At 63.7% G+C, this 20,161-nt stretch carries 16 protein-coding genes and 1 pseudogene; 13 read left to right on the top strand and 4 right to left on the bottom strand.

The features are described 5' to 3' along the window. Window position 1: 1 nt before the first annotated feature. From VSR68_RS32835 to VSR68_RS32825, 3 genes are read right to left on the bottom strand one after another with little or no spacing between them, the layout of a single operon-like run. Window positions 2-904 carry a hypothetical protein gene (locus VSR68_RS32835; RefSeq protein WP_342943744.1) on the bottom strand — a complete coding sequence of 301 codons (903 nt, stop codon included), beginning with the start codon at window positions 902-904 and terminating at the stop codon, window positions 2-4. Window positions 905-927: 23 nt separating this feature from the next. Beyond that, window positions 928-1,074, bottom strand: coding sequence for a hypothetical protein (locus tag VSR68_RS32830; RefSeq protein WP_428983639.1), 147 nt, complete (start codon window positions 1,072-1,074; stop codon window positions 928-930). A gap of 55 nt (window positions 1,075-1,129) precedes the next feature. Then, the gene (locus tag VSR68_RS32825; RefSeq protein ID WP_342943742.1) at window positions 1,130-2,215 is read right to left on the bottom strand and encodes a DNA-binding protein; all 1,086 of its coding nucleotides are present in this window, start codon (window positions 2,213-2,215) and stop codon (window positions 1,130-1,132) included. A 142-nt stretch (window positions 2,216-2,357) separates the two neighbouring features. Between VSR68_RS32825 and VSR68_RS32820 the strand changes: the two genes are divergently transcribed. From VSR68_RS32820 to VSR68_RS32810, 3 genes are all read left to right on the top strand, one after another. Beyond that, window positions 2,358-3,587: a tyrosine-type recombinase/integrase gene (locus VSR68_RS32820; protein ID WP_342943741.1), complete on the top strand. Its 1,230-nt coding sequence runs from the start codon at window positions 2,358-2,360 to the stop codon at window positions 3,585-3,587. Between the two features lie 507 nt (window positions 3,588-4,094). Beyond that, window positions 4,095-7,547 (top strand): adenylate/guanylate cyclase domain-containing protein, encoded by a 3,453-nt coding sequence (locus tag VSR68_RS32815; protein ID WP_342943740.1) that lies wholly within the window; start codon window positions 4,095-4,097, stop codon window positions 7,545-7,547. Next, window positions 7,534-7,686, top strand: coding sequence for a hypothetical protein (locus VSR68_RS32810; protein WP_428983638.1), 153 nt, complete (start codon window positions 7,534-7,536; stop codon window positions 7,684-7,686). The genes VSR68_RS32815 and VSR68_RS32810 overlap by 14 nt, the downstream gene beginning before the upstream one ends. 506 nt (window positions 7,687-8,192) lie before the next feature. On the opposite strand, the gene VSR68_RS32805 is transcribed toward VSR68_RS32810, so the two are convergent. Continuing rightward, window positions 8,193-9,278 carry a LysR family transcriptional regulator gene (locus VSR68_RS32805; RefSeq protein WP_342943739.1) on the bottom strand — a complete coding sequence of 362 codons (1,086 nt, stop codon included), beginning with the start codon at window positions 9,276-9,278 and terminating at the stop codon, window positions 8,193-8,195. Between VSR68_RS32805 and VSR68_RS32800 the strand changes: the two genes are divergently transcribed. The 10 genes and pseudogenes from VSR68_RS32800 (at window position 9,260) to VSR68_RS32755 (ending at window position 19,860) form a co-directional block, all read left to right on the top strand. After that, the gene (locus tag VSR68_RS32800; RefSeq protein WP_342943738.1) at window positions 9,260-10,648 is read left to right on the top strand and encodes a M20 family metallopeptidase; all 1,389 of its coding nucleotides are present in this window, start codon (window positions 9,260-9,262) and stop codon (window positions 10,646-10,648) included. The two genes, VSR68_RS32805 and VSR68_RS32800, sit on opposite strands and share 19 nt — an antisense overlap. Window positions 10,649-10,709: 61 nt before the next feature. Beyond that, complete coding sequence (locus VSR68_RS32795; RefSeq protein WP_342943737.1) at window positions 10,710-12,002, top strand: MFS transporter; 1,293 nt, start codon at window positions 10,710-10,712, stop codon at window positions 12,000-12,002. A 3-nt stretch (window positions 12,003-12,005) separates the two neighbouring features. Further along, window positions 12,006-13,139, top strand: a complete 1,134-nt coding sequence (locus VSR68_RS32790) for an aminotransferase class V-fold PLP-dependent enzyme (protein ID WP_342943736.1) — start codon at window positions 12,006-12,008, stop codon at window positions 13,137-13,139. Then, window positions 13,124-13,297: a hypothetical protein gene (locus VSR68_RS32785; protein ID WP_342943735.1), complete on the top strand. Its 174-nt coding sequence runs from the start codon at window positions 13,124-13,126 to the stop codon at window positions 13,295-13,297. Before VSR68_RS32790 ends, VSR68_RS32785 begins: the two co-directional genes overlap by 16 nt. After that, window positions 13,263-14,393, top strand: coding sequence for a cupin (locus VSR68_RS32780; protein ID WP_342943734.1), 1,131 nt, complete (start codon window positions 13,263-13,265; stop codon window positions 14,391-14,393). Before VSR68_RS32785 ends, VSR68_RS32780 begins: the two co-directional genes overlap by 35 nt. Window positions 14,394-14,403: 10 nt before the next feature. Beyond that, window positions 14,404-15,117, top strand: coding sequence for an SDR family NAD(P)-dependent oxidoreductase (locus VSR68_RS32775; protein ID WP_342943733.1), 714 nt, complete (start codon window positions 14,404-14,406; stop codon window positions 15,115-15,117). 13 nt (window positions 15,118-15,130) lie between these two features. Beyond that, a complete protein-coding gene (locus VSR68_RS32770) occupies window positions 15,131-16,366 on the top strand; it encodes a dienelactone hydrolase family protein (RefSeq protein WP_342943732.1) in 1,236 nt (411 codons plus the stop codon). A 215-nt stretch (window positions 16,367-16,581) separates the two neighbouring features. Then, window positions 16,582-17,763: a porin gene (locus VSR68_RS32765; RefSeq protein WP_342943731.1), complete on the top strand. Its 1,182-nt coding sequence runs from the start codon at window positions 16,582-16,584 to the stop codon at window positions 17,761-17,763. 499 nt (window positions 17,764-18,262) lie between these two features. Further along, window positions 18,263-19,465, top strand: a pseudogene (locus tag VSR68_RS32760) (IS256 family transposase); the annotation flags it as partial. Then, window positions 19,444-19,860, top strand: coding sequence for a hypothetical protein (locus tag VSR68_RS32755; protein WP_342943730.1), 417 nt, complete (start codon window positions 19,444-19,446; stop codon window positions 19,858-19,860). The pseudogene VSR68_RS32760 and the gene VSR68_RS32755, both read left to right, overlap by 22 nt. Window positions 19,861-20,161 lie beyond the last annotated feature (301 nt).

Below are 20,161 nucleotides of genomic sequence, written 5' to 3'. Positions count from 1 at the left end.
CTCACCGGTGCTGCACTTTCCGCGTCGCCATGTACACTTCGAACAGAGGCGCATGCAGCCGGCTGAACTCCTGGCGCAGGATAATCAGTTCGTGCTGGTCGCCTTCATGCTCCCGGCGCAGGATTTCCCCCAGCAGGGCCATCGCACGCGAGGCCGCCTGGTCGCGCTGCACCCGCGCCTCACCCAGCCGGCCCGCCAGCGCAGGCTTCACCAATACCAGCCACGCGGCAAACCAGGCGTAGTCGTCGACTGCACCGGTGCCGGGAAACTCCGCATCGAAGCGCCGGCGCAGCGCGTCGAGCGAGGCGTCACCCAGTACGGGCAGCAATACCGCGAACCGTGCGGGCGCCAGCCACGCCAGTTCCGCGAGCAGGGGCCATGCGGCATCCAGCCCGTCCGTCCGGTAGCGCGCCTCGGTCATCCACGCAAGCGGTGCCGGGATGCGCGACCATGATTCGATGCGCTCGACGGCAGTACACGCGGCCGCTGCGTCTCCCGCCAGCAGCCACAGCGGCGCGGCATGGTTCAGGGCATGATCGCCGGCGTCGGCGCCGCGAAACGGCAGTGACGCGGCCCGCCGGGCGAGCGTCCGCCAGCTCGGGGCAAGCCAGGACTGAACCGTCTGCGCGGGCAGCACCCGCCTTGCCGCGGGCACTACCTCGCCCTCCAGATGACGGCAGGCCACGGCCAGTGAAGCGTGATCGGCAAAGGGTGCCGTCGATGCGTGTTCGAGTTCGCCAACCAGCACGGTCAGCGCGCGCAACGCACCATCGTCCGGATAGTCGCCCGCCAGCCGTTCGAGGGCCGTGCGCGCGGCCGCCGCCTCACGCCGCTGCAGCGGCGCCAGCACGTCGTTGCGCAACATCACGTCGCGGCTGTCAGCGAAGATATCGAGCTGCTGCATGGTCGGCTGTATCGTCATCGCGCTCAGAAAAGCTGCCCTTCAAGAGCGGCCAGATTAGACCACTTCACGACGCTGCGGAAGGTGCGGCCGTCCTCGTCAACCGACTCGATGATCACGCGCTGGCCGCTCGCCTCGGCGATCACGCGCACGGTCCGCTCGCCGTAGCGCATCAGCGCGCCGATCGGCGGACAGGCTGGGGTTTTCCGTCTCCTGCGCGGGCGGGGGCTATTTGCCATCGGTCTTGCCCCGCTTGCGGCGCGCCGCCGTCTTGCCGGCGGGCGCGGACGCGACGCGCGGCGCACGCGCGGAACGTGCGGGGCGTGTCGCCACGGGACGCGCCGCGGTGGACCCTGCAGGTGCGCCCTTGGTACGGCCCGGCCGGGCCGGCCGGGCCTCGCGGGCGTCCGCCTCACGCAGGGCGGCCAGTTGCTGCTGCAGCGTCACGTTCGTGGCCTGCACCGCATCGAGCCGCCCCTGCAGCACACCCGCCTGATGGCGGGCATCCCCGAGCTGCGCCTGCAGCGCGTCGACCGCACGGCGATGGTCTGCTTCCCGCTTATCGGCGCGCTTCGTCGTCTCGTCGACTTCCTTCTGCAGCTTCGCGGCCGCGCCCCGCTCGCGGTCGATCTCGAGCAGCGCGCGCTTTTCCGTCGCGCGCAGGCGCTCGTCGGACTGCGCCACCGTCTCACGCAGTTTCTCCAGATCGCGCGAGAAGCCGTCGCGCACCTTCTCCAGTTCGCGGTCGCGTGCCGCCGCCTCGTTTTTGAGGCGCACGATGTCGGCTTCCATCGCCTGGCGTGCCGCGTGCCCTTCCGCCTGCGCCTTCTCCAGTTCCCGGACCTCGACCTGCGTGGCCAGCAGCGCCGCGGTGCGCTGCTCGAGCGCCGTTTCGGTGCGTTCGAGCTCGGCGCGTGCCGCGGCGACGCGCTGATCCGCTTCTGCCCGATGACTCTCGACTTCCGCGCGCAGCGCGTCGAGCTCCGCCCGCGCCGACGCCGTCGCCCGCGTCCACAGCGTCGCGACCAGTTCGCCCGCCGCGGCACCGAGATCGGCCGGCAGGTCCGGATGCTCGATGCGCACGCGGCTCTTTTCGCGCAACTCGGCCCAGAACTCGCCGAGCACCGCCGCGGGGGTGCCCATGCTGCCGCGCCTGACGAGCTGGTACAGGCGGTTGGCGGTGGGCGTCTGCCCGAAGCGGAAGAACAGTAGCGCACACACCTCGCGGTACAGCTCGCGCGTCTTCGGAAACGCGGCCTTCAGGCGGTCGATCTCGGCCGCGAGGCGGACTTCGTCGGAAAGAACGTCCGTCATCGGACGGGAAACTGGGTATCGGCGATCAATAATACAACGTAAAACGATCGATAATTGACGATATTTTCGCGCTACACGACATTACGCCCATAATGTCGTCTGGTTGGCGTAGAATCGACAACATGTCCGTCCGGAGCCGCCGATGCCGTCCGCCCTTCCCTCCGTCTCGCCCGTGGAGACGCTGGTGTTGCCTGCCACCCTGGATGGCCGCGCCGACAGCAACCGCGCCGGCGTCGCGCACTGCCAGCTGGCCGCCCGGCACGACCTCGACGCGGTGCGCGCGTGGCTGGCCAACTACGCGATCACGAAAACGACCTTCGACAGCTACCGCAAGGAAGCCGAACGGCTGCTGTTGTGGGCCGTCGTGCAGCTCGGCAAGCCGCTGTCGTCGCTCACGCACGAGGACCTGCTCGCGTTTCGCGCCTTCCTCGCCGATCCGCAGCCCGCGTCCCGCTGGGTCTCGACCGGCCGCGGTAAATATCCGCGGCGCGACGCGCGCTGGCGGCCGTTCAACGGTCCGCTGGGGCCGCACAGCCAGCGGCAGGCACTGGTCATCCTGAACACGATGTTCATCTGGCTGGTCGACGCGGGTTATCTGCGCGGCAACCCGCTGGCGCTGCTGCGCCAGCGCACGACGCGGCCGGCGCCGCGTGTCACGCGCTATCTGTCCGTCTCGCTGTGGGACGACGTCAAGGCGTTCGTCGCGCAACTGCCGCAGGCGACGGAGAGGCAGCGCGCCTGGGCTGCGCGCAGCCGGTGGCTGATGACCCTCTTCTACCTGCAGGGGCTGCGCATTTCCGAGGTGGCCGGCGGCCGGATGGGCGACTTCTTCCGGCGCGTCGGCGCCGATGGGCAGGAGCAGTGGTGGCTGCAGACGCTCGGCAAGGGCGGCAAGCTGCGTACCGTGCCCGTGTCCGGTGAGCTGTTGCAGGAGCTGCGCCGCTACCGGCTCGCGCACGGCCTCCCCGCGCTGCCCGCGCGCGCCGACGAGCTGCCGCTGCTGCTGCCGTTCCGGGGGCCGCCCCGCGCGCTGTCCCGGTCCGCCGTGCACGATGCGATCAAGGCGATCTTTGCGGACGCTGCGGCCTGGCTCCGGTCGCGCGGGCCGGCCTTCGCCGATCGCGCCGATGAACTCGGACGCGCGTCGGCGCACTGGCTGCGGCACACGGCGGGCTCCCACCAGGCCGACGGCGGCGTCGACCTGCGCACCGTGCGCGACAATCTCGGCCACGCATCGCTGAACACGACTAGCCTCTACCTCCACGCGGAAGACGACGCCCGTCACGCCGCAACGGTCGGGCGTCACCGGATGAACTGGGCGCGGGCGACGGAACGTGGGACGCCCGACGACCGCGATCCGCCTGACAGATAGACCGGCCGCGCCATCGGGTCTATTTGCGACGCCGATGTCTTGCCTGCCGTCCACGCCCGGCGCCCGGGCCGATCGCCGATCCGCCGCCACCTGGACACGGCACGTGTTGAGGCGGACGTCGCAACGGGCATTTTCGGCCACCCAGTCCTTAAAACGGGATGCGCTGCCCGCAGGAAGAGCTGACGACGGTGCGCGACAACCTGCACCGTGCCTCAATCGCGACGGTTGCCAGGGCAGAGAGATGAAGTCAAAGGGCTTGCCAGATGGATCGGGCTTTCACCGCACGGTAGCCCGCTGGATTCCCCCGGCAGTTGTCGCAGTTCGGCCCTCAACAGCCAACTCCAAAGTCCTTCGGACGTCCCTCTCCGTGACACGTAACCGACCGTGCGAGCGTCTCGCGGCCACCAAATCCCCATCTAACCGCCAACGGCTCCTGTACACCGAAGAACTTCCCTCGGGGTAGGGCGCATAATGTTCAAACGGCCCCGTAGCAAGGGAAATGCTGTTATGCACTGCGCAAACTGCGGATACGACAACCTCGCCGGAGCCAAATTCTGCGAAGTGTGTGGAGCCATTCTGCCGCGCGCATGTCCTCGCTGTGGGCACGAAGCGACGCCTTCCGCCAGATTCTGCAATGAGTGTGGCTGTCCCCTGACCGAGGCGCCTGCCGCGTCTACTCCGCGTCCGCAGCCTGCTCCAGGACCATCCCCAGCGCCGGTTCATTACACGCCACACCACCTTGCCCAGCGCATCCTCGCCGAGCAGGCGGCCATGGAAGCGAGAGGCGAGACGGCCGGTGAACGCAAGACCGTTACGGCGCTATTCGCCGACATGGCCGGTTCCACCGCGTTGATCCACGACCTGGACCCGGAAGAGGCCCATCGACTGATCGAGCCTGTCATCGCGCTGATGATGGAGGCCGTGCACTACTACGAGGGCTACGTGGCCAAATTGCTGGGCGACGGCGTCCTCGCCCTGTTCGGCGCGCCCATCGCGCACGAAGACCATCCGCAGCGTGCGCTCTTCGCGGCGCTGCGCATGCAGCAGGCGATGCGCCGCCACGGCGATCGCATTCGCCTGGAGAAAGCCATTCCGCTGCAGATCCGCGTTGGCGTCCACACCGGGGAGGTCGTGGTGCGCTCGATCCGCACGGACGACTTGCACACCGACTACGATCCGGTCGGACACACGATTCACATTGCGTCCAGGATGGAAGGGATCGCCACGCCCTCGTCGATCCTCGTGAGCGAGGCGACCCACAAGCTGGCTGAAGGTTATTTCGAGTTCAGGGCCCTGGGGGCGACCCAGGTCAAAGGCATTCCCGAACCACTCCCGGTGTACGAGGTGCTGGGTCTTGGCGCGCTGCGCACGCGGCTGCAACTGGCGGCGCACCGTGGTCTCGCCAGGTTCGTAGGCCGCGAGGCCGAACTGGAGCACCTGAACCGGGCGCTGGATGAGGTCAGGACGGGCCACGGGCAGGTGGTTGCAGTGGTCGGCGAGGCCGGAGTCGGGAAATCGCGGCTGTTCCATGAATTCAAGGAGCGCTCCCGGCGCGGCTGTCTGGTGCTGGAGACGTTTTCGGTATCACACGGCAAGGCTTTTGCCAATTTGCCGCTCATCGAGCTGTTGAAGAACTATTGCCAGATCACCGCCCAGGACGACGAGCGACGTTGCCGGGAAAGGGTCATGGGCAAGGTGCTGACGCTCGAGCGCAGCTTCGGGGATCTCGTGCCTTACCTGCTCCATCTGCTGGGTGTTGGCGAAGCCGGTTCGGCGCTGGCAGAAATGGATTCCCGGATCCGGCGGGACCGCACCTTCGACGCGATCACGCAACTGCTGACGCGCGAGAGCCGCGATCAGCCCATCGAATTGCTCTTCGAGGACCTGCAATGGCTGGACCGCGAGACGGAAGCCTTCCTCGCATACCTGATCGAACACGTGCCAGGCGCCCGGATCCTGCTACTCCTGAACTACCGGCCCGAGTATCAGCCCGGCTGGCAGCACGCGGATCACTGCAGCTCGTTGCGACTCGAACCGCTGGGGCCGGCCGAAGCCCAGGGACTGCTCACGGCGCTGCTCGGGGACGACCTCTCTCTCGTGCCCCTCAGGCAGCTCATCCTGGAAAAGACCGAGGGCAACCCGTTCTTCATGGAGGAAGTGGTCCAGACGCTGGCCGAGGAAAAATCGCTGCTCGGCGATCCTGGCCGTTACCGGATCGAGCAGACCCCGGCGTCGCTGCATATTCCCACTACCGTTCAGGGCGTGCTCGCCGCCCGTATCGACCGGCTCCCTGTCGCGGAGAAGGAATTGCTGCAGACGCTCGCCGTCATCGGCAAGGAATTCCCGTTCAGCCTGATCCAGCGTATCTGCGCTGCCCCCGTTGCGCACACGGATGACGATCTGCGCCAGCTTCTTGCCCACCTGGAAGCCGCGGAGTTCATTTTCGAACGGCCCGCGTTTCCGGAGGTCGAGTATTCGTTCAAGCACGCGCTGACCCAGGAAGTCGCCGGCCATTCGCTGCTCACGGAGCGCCGTAGCGCACTGCATGAGCGCACCGCGCAGGCGATCGAGGCGCTCTTCCCGACCCGCATCGCGGATTACTGCAGCGAACTGGCACATCACTACGGCCTGAGCGGCAATATCCCGAAAGCCGTCGAGTATCTGCATCGTGCCGCGCAACAGGCCCTTCGACATGCGGCCCACCTGGACGCGATGCACCACCTCGGCGTCGCGCTCGAGTTGCTCAAGCGTCTGCCGGACACCCCTGCACGCATGCAGTGGGAACTGACGCTGCTGCTTTCGCTGGGTCCGGCCTTGATGGACGTGAGAGGCTATGGCGCGCCGGAGGTGGCGGCGACCTATACCCGCGCGCTGGCGTTGTGCGAGCAGATCGGCGAGACGTCACAGCTTTTCGCGGTGCAACTTGGACTGAGAATCCACTATGTGTCGCGCGCCGAGTATGCCACTGCGCGCGAACTGGCCGAACGGATGCTCCACACGGCGCAGCGCGCCCAGGATCCGGCCTTGCTCGGTTACGCACATGACGCACTCGGTATGTGTCTCCTCCTCCAGGGGGAGCTCGAAGCCGCCCGCACGCACGCGGAACAGGCGCTTGCCCTCTACGACCCTGAGCAGCATCAGGCACATGCCATTGCTCATGCGCTGGATCCCGGCATCTGGGCGTTGAACATCCTGGTTCTGACCTTGTGGCTTCAGGGTTACCCCGATCAGGCGTACAAGCGAAACCTCGAGGCACTTGCCCTCGCACAAAAGCTTGCCTTTGGTCCAACCCTGGCGAACGCGCTGGCTTACGCGGCCGAGTTGCATCAGCTCCGGCGGGAGTCATTGCGGGTCCTCGAGCACGCCGATGCGCTCCTCACGCTCGCGTCCGAGGAGGGGCTGCCATTGTGGGTCGCGTGGGGAACCTATTTTCGGGGCTGCGCCCTGACCGGGCGCGAAAGCCCCCTGGCGCGAATCGCCCAGATGCGCGAAGGCCTGGCCGCCGCCCGGGCTGCCGGTTCCGAGGACCATCGATCGTACTTTCTGGCCCTCCTGGCCGACGGCTATGGGCGCGCGGGCAACGGCGAAACTGCCCTCGGCACGCTCGAAGAGGCGATGGCGTTCGTGGACAAAACCGGGGAGCGCTACTACGAGGCGGAGTTGTATCGGCTCCAGGGCAGCATACTGCTCGGTGCAATGGACAAGGATGGTTGCCTGTCCGCGTGCAGCGACGAAGCGGAAACCTGTTTTCGCAAGGCAATGGCGGTGGCGCGCCATCAGGGCGCGAGATCGCTGGAATTGCGCGCGGCGTCAGGTCTGGCCCAGCTGTGGCAGCGCAAGGGCAAAATTGCAGACGCCCGGCAAGCGCTGTCCGAGGTCTACGGCTGGTTTACGGAGGGCTTCGACACCGCTGACCTGCGAGAGGCCAAGGCATTGCTTGGTGCACTTGCCCCGATTTAAGGCCGATGGCGGCGTCGATCTGCGCAACGTCGTGCGCGACAAACCCGGTCACGCGTCGCTGACCACGACGAGCCTCTACCCGCACGTCGACGACGACCGCCGGCACCGCGAGACAGGAGAAAAGCATCGCATTGACTGATGACGGGTACGATTGCGCCCGCCGCGCCGCCCTCGGACACCCTGAGATAACCGTGCGCCGTGCAGGCGGGCATCGTGGTCACGTCGCACGCTCCTCGTGGTTCGCCTCCCTCGCTGCTGACGGATTGCTGGCGAAGCCGGCTACGACCGATAACGTCACTGACGGTTAGTTGCAGACAAGATGGGCGGAACTGTTTGATTCGCGCATCGCGCCTCGACATGCTACACGTGCCTCTGCACAGCTGCCGCGCGCCTCAGAAGAAGTCGCTTGCAGCGAAGGCCTGCGTCCGTTGACCTCGACCCGAACTGATCGGTGCCTGCCATCGACCGAGCCGCGCCTTGACAGCCTCGTGTGTCAGAACCGCGTGCCTGCCGCCATGCCAATTGTGATCAGGTTGCCGCCAATATCGCCTTTCCAAGCCGATCGACAATTGATATGCATGCCTAATTATTATGTCGCGACATCGCTAAATTGATTTCTGTAAAATTTAGCGAACGTAGCTGCTCTCAGCTCCGCAGTGAGTGAACGTCAACCAACGAACCGCGGGACGTTTCCTCCAGATCCGCAACGATCCAGTTCAGGCAGCGCTGCGCCAGTTCGTCCAGCTGTCGTCCAGCCAGTGTGATCACCTGAAGCCGGCGCTGCGTCAACAGCGGATTGTCAAACGGGATCGCGGTCAGGCCGTCGATGCCCAGTCGCTTCGCGACGGATACATACCCCGAGGGCATGATCGCCTGCGGTACAGCCTGAGCGAAACGATAGAGCGCGGCGACATAGCGGCTTGTCATCATGGGCACGATCTCGATGCCCTCGACATTGCATGCGATATCAAACAACTGCCGGTTGGTCGTGCCCTTGTCCTGCAGCACGACGGGATACGCAGTGAGATCCCTGAGCGAAACTTGTTGCCTGGTGGCGAGCGGATGATCGACATGCATCAAGGCCATGACCGGCGCTTTCTGCGTGAACTGCACGACGACACCCGGCTCGGGCTTGAAGCTGAATGCGAGCGCGATCGACGCTTGCCCCGACAGTAACAGTTGGCTCGCCCTTTCGGACGACACCACCTCCAGTTCAATGGCGATATCGGGATGCTCGCTGCAAAAGGTACTGAGCGATACGGGCAGAAAGTCGAACGCAAACCCTTCGGTGCACGCGATCGTGATCGTTCGCGCGCGCCTGCGCTCCTCCCCCTGGATTTCATCAAAGACCGCCTGCGCATCGGATAACGTGCGTTGCGCGTGTCGCAACAGCAACCGACCGGCGTGGGACAGCACCATCCCGCGAGCGTGGCGCTCGAAGAGCGGCACGCCAATATCGCCTTCCAGCTTTGCGATATGGCGGCTCAACGCCGAGACCGTGAGGCCAAGCTTTTCCGTTGCGGACGACAGCGAGCCCGCCTGCGCGACGACCGAAAAATAATAGAGAGAGGGCTCGAGCAGTTTGCGCATCTTGAACTCGGGCGACGAGCGAGGTTTGATTTCCACGCAAATGTACCTTGTTTGATTGCGAATACCAACATACCTTGATACGGCTAATCTGGACACACCTGATCGAACACCACGCAGCAGATATGTCCCGACAAAGCGCAATCGCCCGAGTCCGCTCGCATTTCGACAGCGGCGCCTTCTTTAGCACACTGAGCCGCCGCGTCGCGCTCGCAACCGAAAGCCAGCAAGCCGATGCCGCGCCACTGCTGCGCCGATATCTTTCAGAGGAGATCGAAAGCCAGCTTGTCTCGCTCGGCTTCGTCTGCGAGATACTGGAAAACCCCATCCCGGGCATGCCGCCGTTTCTGGTCGGCGAGCGCATCGAGTCGCCGAGTCTGCCGACGGTGCTGCTATACGGCCATGGAGATGTGATCGGTGGCGACGCGTCCAACTGGACGAACACGCGCTCGCCGTGGCAAGTGAAAGTCGAAGGCGAGCGTTGGTACGGCCGCGGCATCGCGGATAACAAAGCCCAGCACTCGATCAATCTCGCCTCGCTCGCGACAGTCTTCGCGGAACGCGGCGAGCTCGGCTTCAATGCGAAGATCATCTTTGAGATGGGCGAGGAAGTCGGCTCGCCGGGGCTCGACGTCATGTGCTCGATGTTGCGCGAACGCCTGCGCGCCGACTTGCTGATCGCCTCCGACGGCCCGCGACAACGCGCGCCCTCGCCCACGGTGTTCCTCGGCTCACGCGGCGCGCTGCATTTCCGCCTCGCGCTGGTCAATGCGTTCGGCGCGCGCCATTCGGGCAACTGGGGCGGCGTGCTCGCCAATCCGGCGACGGTGCTCGCGAATGCGCTTGCGAGCCTCGTCGACGGTCACGGGCGCATCCGTATCAACGGGCTCCTGCCGCCGGCGATTCCGCCGCAAGTGCGCGAACGCGTCGCGCATCTGGAAATCGGCACGGACGAAGGCGATCCTCCCTTGTCACCGAACTGGGGCGAACCGGGGCTGACACCCGCCGAACGTGTATTCGCCTGGAACACGCTTGAAGTGCTCGCGATGCAGTCCGGCAACATCGCCAATCCCGTCAGCGCGATTCCACGCGCGGCGGAAGCGGTCTGCCAGTTGCGCTTCGTCGTCGGCACCGACTGGCATCGCGCGAAAGAACTGATCGAAGCGCATCTCACCCGCGAAGGCTTCGACGGTATCGAAGTGACGATCGAAGCGTCGGGCGCCGCAACGAGGCTCGATCCGAACAACCGCTGGGTCGCCTTCACGGAGCGCTCGATCGAATCGACAACGGGCAAGCCCGTGACGCTGCTGCCCAATCTCGGCGGCACGATCCCGAACGAATGCTTTGCGGACACGCTCGGCCTGCCGACCATCTGGATTCCACACTCGTATCCCGGCTGTCGTCAGCACGCGCCCGACGAGCACGTGCTCGCTCCCGTCATGCGTGAAGCACTGGAGTTGATGACGGGCGTCTTCTGGGATCTGGGCGAGCCCGGTGCGCCGTACAGCAGTTGACGCCGTACCGCAGTGGAGCCGTTTTAGCTCTCCTTCCGACCTCTTGCACGGAACACACACCATGGATTCGACCGTCATCGATGAAGGCGTACCCCGCCCCGACGCCAGGCCAATGCGGCGTCTGATTGTCGCGACGAGTATCGGCAACGCACTCGAATGGTTCGACTTCGCGGCATACGGCTTCTTCGCCGTCACACTGTCGAAGCTGTTTTTTCCCGCGCACGACGAGACCGTCTCCCTGCTGATGACGTTCGGCACCTTCGGTCTCTCCTATGTGTTCCGGCCGCTCGGTGCGTTGTTGCTCGGACGTTATGCGGACCGTCGCGGACGCAAGGCGGCGCTGCTCGTGTCGCTTGCATTGACGACAATCGGCACGCTCATCTGCGCGGTCATTCCGACGTATGCACAAATCGACCTTGCCGCGCCTGTCGGCCTGATGACAGCACGCATTCTCATCTCCTTCTCGACGGGCGGCGAGTTCGGCAGCGGCACCGCACTGATGATCGAGCAGAAGAGCAAGCGCAAGGCATTCCTCGCGAGCTGGCAGTTCTCGAGCCAGGGCATGAGCACCGTTCTCGCGTCGTGCACGGGGCTCGCGCTCAGCACACAACTGTCGCCCGAGCAGATCGAATCGTGGGGATGGCGCGCGCCTTTCATCTTCGGCTTGCTGGTCGCGCCCGTGGGTCTTTATATCCGCAAGCATATCGACGACACACTGCCGGATGCCGCTACCCGCGCAAAGCGCAACGCCCCCGTGCGCGAACTGCTCGCGCACAGTAAGGGCCGCATCCTGCTGGCCGCGGGCATCATGGCCGTGTCGACGGCCGCGAGCTATCTGATGATCCTCTACATGCCGACCTATGCAGTGAAGCAATTGCACTTGCCGGCATCGACGGGCTTCGCCGCGACGGTTGTGACGGGCGCAATCCTGATGATCTTCACGCCGCTCATGGGCCATCTCGCGGATCGCTACGGACGCAGCCGCATGATGGTGATCTCGGCCGTGGTTACGCTCGTTACGATCTATCCGTGCTTTGCGTGGCTGCTGTCGAGCCCGTCGTTCTCCGTGTTGATGGCGATCATGGTGCTGGCCGGCGCGTTGAAGGCCATCTACTTCGGTCCGCTCGCTGCCGTGCTCTCGTCGCTCTTCCCGACCAGCGTGCGCAGCACGGGTCTGGGATTCAGTTACAACATCGGCGTCATGGTGTTCGGCGGATTCACGCCTTGGCTCGTGACCGCGATGATCGGCGCGACGCACAATCCGCTGTCACCCGCGTTCTACCTGATGGCGTGCGCTGTGTTGAGCCTCGCATGCGTCGTGGTCTATCACAACAAGCTCGTCAAGCACATCTGAGCCATGAATCATCTCACCAACGATTTCAGCGGCTGGCTGATGTATCACTCGGTCGGCGTGTATCCGGGCCATCGCGAAGCGATGACGGCAGCGCTCGCGAATTTTGCCGCAACGTGGTGCGCGCCAGACGACACGCGCTGGGACGCCGCGCTTGCCGCACGCGCGCAGCTGCTTTCCGACTGGGCCGCGCTGATCGGTACGCAAGACGCGAACGTGTTTGGCGCGCAAAACGTCACCGATGCCTTTGCCCGCTATCTCGACGGCCTCGCTGACGACGTGCTGCGCAATCGCACCGTGCTCGTCGCGGCGGATTGCTTCCCGAGCCTCCATTTCCTGCTGTCGGGCCTTGCACAGCGACGCGGCTTCACGCTGCGTACCGTGCCCGTACGCCAGGGGGAAAGCTATGTGCGCGACGAAGACTTCATCGACGCATGGACCGGCGATGTCGCGCTGGCGCTCGTGACATGGATATCGTCGCTGACATCGAAGCGCGTGACTCTTGCCGCGATGTGCGAGCAGGCGCGCCGGCGCGGCAGCCTCGCGGCGCTCGATGTCACGCAGGGCATCGGCATCCTGCCGTTCGATCTGAACGACACGCCCTTCGACTTCGTCTGCGGGTCGACGCTCAAATGGCTGTGCGGCGCGCCGGGGACCGGCCTGGGCTATATCGCGCCGCATGCGCTCGAAGCGGGCGCGACCCCTGCCGTGCGCGGCTGGTTCAGCCAGGAAGATCCGTTCAACTGGAACATCGACGCCTTCACCTATGCATCCGACGCGCGCCGCTTCGATACAGGCACGCCTTCGGTGCTGCCTTTCGTCGCGTCGCAGCCGGGAATGTCATGGATGCGCGCGCAGCCTGCAGGCAGCGCGCGGGCGCACAATCTCGCGCTGTGCCACGAACTGATCGCACTCGTCGACGACAAAGGTTATCGCCTGCTCTCCCCGCGCGCCGATGACGAACGCGGCGCGAGCATCATGGCCGAAGTCCCCGCTCATCTCGATGCCGCGAAGATCGTCGTGCAACTGAAGGACGCGGGCCTCTTCGTCGATTCGCGCAGTCGCACGCTGCGCTTGTCGCCGGGCATCTGCACGACCCGCGCGGGACTCGACAGGCTCGCGCGATGTCTGCCGCGATGATCGCGGGCGATAACTTCTCGCGCGCGCCGCGGCGCATGGGAATCGCCTGCGTGCTGACAGGGCCGCCGGTGCGCACGAACATGATGCGCCACCGCTTCCCTTTCCTCACCGATGCGAATTCCCATGAACACTACTTCCGTTACTTCCGCACCAACTGACGCAGCGATCGAAGGCGTGCGAGGCATTCTCGTGTCCATGCCCTGCACCGATCTTCCCGCCACGATGCAGTTCTTTATCGCGCGCATCGGCTTCCGGCTCGACGCGATTTTTCCCGCGGATGGGCCACGCACCGCGATCCTCTCTCGCGACGGCTTCAAACTGCGACTCGGCCTCGATATACGCGACGGCATCAAGACGCTGGACGTCCTCTGCGACGACCCTTCCCAAATGCCCGGCGAAATGCGGGAGCTGATCGCACCGAACGGCGTCACCGTTCGTCTCGTTCACGCCAATCCGCCGATGGTGCTGCCGCCAACGCGCCAGCAGCTCGTACTCGCCCGCGCAAACGACGATGCACACTGGAGCATCGGACGCGCGGGCATGCGCTATCGCGATCTGCTGCCCGAACGACACGGCGGCGCGTTTATCGCCTCGCACATTCGCATTCTCGATGGTGGCCCGGTGCCGGATTACGTGCACTTTCACAAGATCCGCTTTCAGACCATCTTCTGCCGCAAGGGCTGGGTGCGTCTCGTCTACGAAGGGCAAGGCGATCCATTCATGCTCGAAGCGGGCGATTGCGTGCTTCAACCACCCGAGATCCGTCATCGCGTGCTGGAAAGTTCGGCGGGTGCGGAGGTGATCGAACTCGGCAGCCCCGCCAAACACATCACGATGGCCGATCACGACATGGCGCTGCCCTCGCCTGTCTATGATCCGGACCACGATTTCAACGGTCAGCGCTTCGTCCGGCATGTCGCAAAGCAGGCGGTGTGGAAAGCGTGGCAATCGCCGGGCTTCGTCGTGACGGACACAGGCATCGGCGCGGCGACGAAGGGGCTCGCCGGCGTGCGCGTGGTTCGTCCGCAAGGCGAGGGACAGGAAGCCTTGCGCATGCACGATACGGAGTTCTGTTTCTTCTTCGTGCTCGCGGGCAGTCTCGACGTCGTCGTCGTGCAAGGTGACGAGCAATGGCGTCTCTGCGCGGACGACAGCATCGCGATCCCGGGCATGCTTCCTTACGCGTTCAAGCATTGCAGCGCGGATCTGGAACTGCTCGAAGTAACCTTGCCGGCCGATTTCTCACTCTCATGACCCGCCGCTCATGATCGATCACAACACTGTCGCCTTCGTTTCGGGCGCGAATCGCGGGCTCGGCGCGCAGTTTGTCGCGCGCTTGCTCGCACGCGGCGCGGGCAAGGTCTATGCTGCATCGCGCGCCCGTCATGTCGATATCGACGACGCCCGCGTGATTCCCGTCACGCTCGACATCACCGACGACGAGAGCGTGACTCATGCCGCGCGCCTCGCCGCGGATACCACATTGCTCATCAACAATGCGGGCGTGAACCGTCACTCCTCGTTTCTCACGCCCCCGAGCATCGACGATGCACGCACCGAAATGGACGTCAACTTCTTCGGCACGCTGCGCATGACACGCGCGTTCGCGCCGATACTCATCGACAGGCATGGCGCGATGATCAACGTGCTGTCGATCCTCGCGCGCGTGAGCCTTCCCGCGATGGGCTCGCTATGCGCATCGAAGGCGGCGGCGTTGCGACTCACCGAATCGCTGCGTGCGGAGCTCGGGCTGCACGGCGTGCGTGTGTTGGCGGCGCTGCCCGGTGCGATCGACACTGACATGAGCCGCGATTTCGAAGGCCCGAAGCTCGATCCCGCCGATACCGCCGATGCGGCGCTCGATGCCTTGGCAGGCATGGCAGGCGAGGCCTATATCGGCGCGATGGCGCAGGGACTCGCGCAAGGTCTCGCGCTGGATCGTGCCGCCACGCACGCGCAACTTCTCTCAACATCCTGAGACGGATAACGACATGGGCTCTTACATCGACATCGACAGTCACGACGGCAAGCGCTTTCGCGCGTATCAGGCGGCGCCCGCGCACCGCTCGGGGCCAGGCATTGTGCTACTGCAGGAGATTTTCGGCATCAACGGCTACATGCGCGCGATGGCGGACCGCTACGCCGAAGAAGGCTACGTGGTGCTCGTACCGGACCTGTTCTGGCGCATGAAACCAGGCGTCGAACTGGGCTACGGCGAGATGGATTTTCATCAGGCGCTCGGTTATAACGAGAGGCTCGATATCGATCTCGCGGTGCAAGACATCGGCTCGACGCTCAAAACTTTGCACGCACTGCCGATGCAGGCGGGCAAGGTCGGTGCGATCGGCTATTGCCTCGGCGGAAAGCTCGCGATGCTGGCGGCCGCCCGGCTCGATCTCGATTGCGCGGTGAGCTACTACGGCGTGGGGCTCGACGCGTACATCGACGAAGTGCCGTCGATCCGCTGCCCGATGCTCTTTCACTTCGCGGGTGAAGATGCCTTCTGTCCGCACGATACACGCGAACGACTGCTCGCCGCTTTCGCTGACAACCCGCAAACGAAAGCGCATGTGTACCCCGGCTGCGATCACGCCTTCGCCACGCCGGAGCGCGCTCACTATGACAAGCCCGCCGCGACGATGTCCTATTCGCGCACCGTCGCGCTCCTGCGAAGCGTGCTCGGTCCGATTCATGATCTGAACAACTTGTGGGAGCGCCACTGCTACAACGAATTCGCGACGCGCGACGTCGACGCTGTCATGCCGACAATGGTTGCCGAGCCGTACGTCAATCACGTCCCGACGATGACGGGCGGCGTGGGGCATGACGAGTTGAAGCGCTTCTATCGCTATCACTTTGTCAATTCGAATCCCGAGGACACCAAGCTCATTCCGATATCGCGCACCATCGGCGCGGACCGCATCGTCGACGAATTCGTATTCTGCGCAACGCACGATCGGGAGATCGACTGGCTGCTGCCTGGCGTCGCGCCGACGGGTAAGTACTTCGAGGTACCGATGCTCGCCGTCGTGTGCTTTCGCGGCGACAAGCTCTATAACGAGCACATCTACTGGGATCAGGCTTCCGTGCTCGTGCAGATCGGCGTGCTCGATCCAGCCGGATTGCCCGTCGCGGGCATTCAGACGGCCAGGAAGATGATCGACGAAACGCTGCCCACCAATACGCTGATGCGGAACTGGGCGTCGAGCGAGGGCAAGCCGATCTGAACTGACGTTTGGAGTCGTTTTGAGGAAGCGCGATGCCCGGATTCGGCATCGCGCTTTTTCTATTCGCAGACAGAAAAGAAGCCTTGCGATTCTCGCAAACCCAGCTTGATAGATTGCGAATACAAGAACTTTTTCGTGTGGGTAATGTGGCATCAGGAGTCGACGCTGCACGCACTCCATCCGCGATAGGTTCTCCACAAATCCATTACTTCGTCATGCCAATTAAGATCAAGACAATATCTGCTGTCGCGCTTCTCGCTGCCTGCGGCGTTGCGCAAGCGAATACCAGTTCCGTCACGCTGTACGGACTCGTCGACTACGGCGTGAACTACCAGAGCAACGCCGGAGGCGGACGCGTGTTCGGCGGCGCGAGTGGCATCATGCAGGGCTCACGCTGGGGCTTCAAGGGTGTCGAGGACCTGGGTGGCGGCCTGTCGGCCATCTTTCAGCTGGAGAACGGCTTCGATCTCGGCAAAGGCTCCGCCTTGCAGGGCGGCTTGTTGTTCGGGCGGCAGGCGTACATGGGGCTGTCGAACAAGACGTATGGCACGTTGACACTGGGACGTCAGTACGATTCGCTCGTGACTTTCGTCGAATCCCGCATGAATTCGGCGAACTATGGCGGCGGCACCACTGCGCATCCGGGCGATCTCGACAACCTCAACAATAGCAAGCGCGTAAACAACTCGGTGAAGTACACGAGCCCGAGCCTTGGCGGCTTCACCGTGGGCGGCGTGTACGGCTTCGGCGGGCAGGCAGGCGATTTCGCGCGCAATCAGATCTGGTCGGTCGGTGCAGGCTACGAATATGGCAGCTTCTCGGCGGGCGCAGCCTTCATGAACGTGAGAAACCCGAATCAATCGTTCTTTACGGCAACGCCCACGAACGTCGCCGGGACGAACGTCAACAATATGACGGCAAGCCCGGTCTACAGCGGATACGCTTCAGCGCACTCGTATCAGGCCGTCGCCGTCGCCGGCAACTATATCCTCGGCCCGGCTACGTTGGGTTTCGTCTACAGCAACGTGCAATTCAAGGATCTCGGCGATACATCGTCCGGCTCCAATCCCCTCAAACTGACGGGCACCGCGAAGTTCAATACTGGCGAATTCAACCTCACCTATTTCTGGACACCGACTCTGGCGAGCGAATTCGTCTATAGCTACACGCACGGCTCGGGAGCGGGAACGATCGGCAGCTCGGAATACAACACGATTTCGCTGTCGCTCGACTATTACCTCTCGAAGCGCACGGACGTGTATGTAATCAGCAGCACGCAATTCGCAAGTGGCACAGACTCCACGGGCCACGCGGCGCGAGCGACACTCAATGCGCTGACGGCATCATCGACCAACCGGCAGACTTTCGCTCAGATAGGGATTCGACATAAGTTCTGAGTCCGCAGACCGCCGCGATGCGATCTGCGGAGCGTCGGTAGAGGAGCGTCTTGGGTAAGCCGTTGAGCCACGATAGTTGTGTAAATCCGGGGACCGAGGCGGTTCAGAACGCGGAAGGCCACATGGAGAGGCGCGCAAGCGCGAGCGTCCTGACGACACGGCGTGGTCAAAGACCCTGGCACGCACGCTCTTTGCGCGAGAACAACCAGGTTTCTGATCTGTCCAGTTGCACTGCGAACTGGGCCGCATCGAGAAGGTAAGGAGCCGTAGTCCAGGAGGAACGGGCGGAAGAAGTCAGACTCCGCCATAGTGTGGGTATGAGCAGTGCGTTGTTCAGCCCGGAGGTACGGTGCTATATCGGAACGCCTCGCAGACCGAGGAAGGTAGCCGCCAAGGCCGGGCAACGCGTTACCGTACTGCTCGGCCCTCGTTAAACGCGGGGAGCCTGTCAGATTTTTAGTGTGCCGAGGTCATGAGACGATAACGGAAATAACGTCCTATGACCGAAGCAACAGTGACCAGGAAGAGCAAGAACCCGAAGGCGCCGAAGCTGTTCCCCGATGAGCTGATCGATCAACTGCTGGCGCAGGTACAGAACAAGGATGCCGAGTCGATTCTGGGCGAATCGGGCCTGGCCGGCCAACTGAAGAAGCAACTGGCCGAGCGCATGCTCGCTGCTGAGCTGTCTCACCACCTTGAGAGCGAAGCTGAGCAAGGCAAGGATGGCAATCATCGCAACGGGACGAGCCCCAAGACGGTGATCACGCCCAATGGCGAACTGAAGCTGGACATTCCGCGTGATCGGCAAGCCACGTTCGAGCCGCAACTGGTGGGCAAATATCAACGCCGGCTGCCTGGCTTCGACGATCACGTCATTAGCATGTACGCCCGCGGCATGAGCGTGCGCGAGATCCAGGGCCATTTGCTGGAGCTGTACGGGCTGCAAGTATCGCCCGATCTGATTTCAACCGTCACCGATGAGGTGCTGGCCGAAGTCGAGCAATGGCAGCAACGTCCGCTCGAGGCGATGTATCCGATCGTCTATTTCGATGCCCTGCGACTGAAGATCCGCGACGAAGGTACGGTCAAGAACAAGGCGGTGTACCTGGCGCTGGGCATCCGCGCCGACGGCCGCAAGGAAGTGCTGGGCCTGTGGATCGAACAAACTGAGGGCGCCAAGTTCTGGCTGAAGGTCTTCAACGAACTGAAGAACCGCGGCTTGCACGACATCCTGATCGCGGTGGTCGACGGCTTGCGCGGATTCCCCGAAGCGATCGAAGCGGTGTATCCGGCCGCACAAATCCAGACCTGCATCGTGCATCTGATCCGCAATTCGCTGAATCTGGCGAGCTGGAAGGACCGTAAGCCGTTGGCTGCCGCTCTCAAGCCCATTTACCAGGCTGCCACCGCGGAAGCCGCAGCGGCGGCGCTTGAAGCGTTCTCTCAGAGCGAATGGGGCAGGAAATTCACCACGGTCACAGCGATGTGGCAGCGCCAATGGGAGCAGGTCATCCCATTCTTCGCCTATCCACCGGAAGTGCGCAGAATCATATACACGACCAACGCGATCGAGAGCATGCACATGCAGTTGCGCAAGATCGTCAAGAATCGCGGCCACTTCCCCAGCGACGAAGCGGCCAGCAAACTGCTGTATCTGGCCTTGCGCAACCTCGGAAAGGATTGGAAGATGCCACCTATCACCTAGCGGCAAGCAGTCAATCAGTTCGCCATTCTGTTCGGCGAGCGATTCACGAGCGCCATGAGCTGAGATCTTTTAACCCGACCTCAGCACACGAAATTCCTGACACCTCCAACGCGGGGCTTCTGCGCACGCCTTTGCTGGAAATAGCAAATGCATTCCCGCACAGCGCTAAAGCCCAATGTCGCAACGACTTCCTGGCGATGCGCGTCTCCACTCACCAAGACCACAAGCGCGCCCACAATCAGGAACACGACGAACAGTCCAAGGAACAGGCACAGCTACATACGAACCCTGAGTTTCGGCGAAGAAAACAACTGGCTCCGCAGGCGCAACTGGCTAAGCGCGATGACGAGGTAGACCAGCAAGGCAATCGCCCTTGTCGTCGGCAGCCATGACTCGAAGACGTACTTCGGTGCCAGGTTGTTGGCAGCGCAGCCAGCGAAAGCTGGCCATGTCCATCCCCGAGCGTCCCACTGCGTTCAGACAGGTCAGAGGCCTCATAAAACAGCGGTTCGCTCATCGCATTGCATACGACGCGAAATCTGCTGTTCGGATACCTGCCGCGGCTTCGCCGCGACGTAGACTCTGTCGAGTCTCGTCCATGTCTTCTCCCGGATCTTTTGAAAGTGCAGCGGACTTTTGTGTCCGCCTTATCGAAGGGGATGGTCAAGATTCGACGGCGTGTACCCTTGTATC

The organism is Paraburkholderia phymatum (assembly GCF_038900715.1).
Taxonomy (GTDB): domain Bacteria; phylum Pseudomonadota; class Gammaproteobacteria; order Burkholderiales; family Burkholderiaceae; genus Paraburkholderia; species Paraburkholderia phymatum_A.
This window is presented reverse-complemented; position numbering and strand designations above follow the sequence as displayed.

Coding starts and splice junctions, on each gene's coding strand:
- VSR68_RS32835 (WP_342943744.1), bottom strand. CDS start 904: ATGCAGCAGCTCGATATCTTCGCTGACAGCCGCGACGTGATGTTGCGC.
- VSR68_RS32830 (WP_428983639.1), bottom strand. CDS start 1,074: ATGCGCTACGGCGAGCGGACCGTGCGCGTGATCGCCGAGGCGAGCGGC.
- VSR68_RS32825 (WP_342943742.1), bottom strand. CDS start 2,215: ATGACGGACGTTCTTTCCGACGAAGTCCGCCTCGCGGCCGAGATCGAC.
- VSR68_RS32820 (WP_342943741.1), top strand. CDS start 2,358: ATGCCGTCCGCCCTTCCCTCCGTCTCGCCCGTGGAGACGCTGGTGTTG.
- VSR68_RS32815 (WP_342943740.1), top strand. CDS start 4,095: ATGCACTGCGCAAACTGCGGATACGACAACCTCGCCGGAGCCAAATTC.
- VSR68_RS32800 (WP_342943738.1), top strand. CDS start 9,260: ATGTCCCGACAAAGCGCAATCGCCCGAGTCCGCTCGCATTTCGACAGC.
- VSR68_RS32795 (WP_342943737.1), top strand. CDS start 10,710: ATGGATTCGACCGTCATCGATGAAGGCGTACCCCGCCCCGACGCCAGG.
- VSR68_RS32790 (WP_342943736.1), top strand. CDS start 12,006: ATGAATCATCTCACCAACGATTTCAGCGGCTGGCTGATGTATCACTCG.
- VSR68_RS32785 (WP_342943735.1), top strand. CDS start 13,124: ATGTCTGCCGCGATGATCGCGGGCGATAACTTCTCGCGCGCGCCGCGG.
- VSR68_RS32780 (WP_342943734.1), top strand. CDS start 13,263: ATGAACACTACTTCCGTTACTTCCGCACCAACTGACGCAGCGATCGAA.
- VSR68_RS32775 (WP_342943733.1), top strand. CDS start 14,404: ATGATCGATCACAACACTGTCGCCTTCGTTTCGGGCGCGAATCGCGGG.
- VSR68_RS32770 (WP_342943732.1), top strand. CDS start 15,131: ATGGGCTCTTACATCGACATCGACAGTCACGACGGCAAGCGCTTTCGC.
- VSR68_RS32765 (WP_342943731.1), top strand. CDS start 16,582: ATGCCAATTAAGATCAAGACAATATCTGCTGTCGCGCTTCTCGCTGCC.